This is a genomic window from Burkholderia sp. SRS-W-2-2016 (assembly GCF_001931485.1).
GTDB lineage: Bacteria > Pseudomonadota > Gammaproteobacteria > Burkholderiales > Burkholderiaceae > Paraburkholderia.
In genome coordinates, this window is sequence record NZ_MSDV01000106.1 from 1 (window position 1) to 839 (window position 839).

Consider the following 839-nt stretch of genomic DNA (forward strand, 5'->3'; position numbering starts at 1 on the left):
GACAAGCCCTATTCAAACTCATTCAGGGCGATCCCCGCCGACCGGCGTTTCCGTCTGGAACTGGAGCCGGAAAAATGGGCGAAGGTGAGCGGCACACTCAGCGGGCGGATTTGCAGCCCGGACAGCTATACCTACTCGTACATCGACAAGGACGGGCGCTATATCGTCCGCTTTGATTCGGACTTGGAAACGTGGCCCAACGGCGGCGAAAGCGTGCCGCTGCGGCTGGCAAAGCCGTTTGCGGGCAAGGGACAAACGGGTATGCACTTCCCGGCTCTGGACGATGCCGAAGCCGTGATTACCTGTCGCGACGGCGACCCGGACAAACCCGAGATTTCTGCTTTCCACCATCACAGCCAGGCGCGCGACCTGGTGACGAACGACCGTCGCTGGCTTTCGCGTAACGTGATCCGCACGCAGAAGAACAACAAGTTGCGGATGGAGGATTGGGAAGGCCAGGAAGGCATCAAGCTCAGTACCGAACATTCGGGCAAGTCGCAACTGAATCTCGGCTATCTGGTGAACAGCAAACTTGAATGCAGGGGCGAAGGCTTCGAGCAGCGCACATCGGGTTACGGCGTGAATCGAGCGGGCAAGGGCTTGATGCTGACGGCGTATGACCGCCCTGCTGCCACTGGCAAACAACTGGATATGCAGGAGACCATCGCGCAACTAGAAAGCGCGCTGGCGACCGCGAAGGCGCTGGCCGCATCAGCGCAAAGCGCGAAGGCAGAACCTGCCGACACCGACGCCCAGCAACAGATAAAGGACGATCTGGACGGGCTGAAACAGCCGGGCCTGCTGATGAGTACTCCGGCCTCGGCGGCGCTTGTCGCGGG

1 protein-coding gene is annotated in these 839 nt (G+C 60.7%); it reads left to right on the plus strand.

The features are described from left to right. Positions 1-839: type VI secretion system Vgr family protein (locus tag BTH42_RS34170; RefSeq protein WP_178392304.1), on the plus strand; the 839-nt coding region annotated here is incomplete at both ends.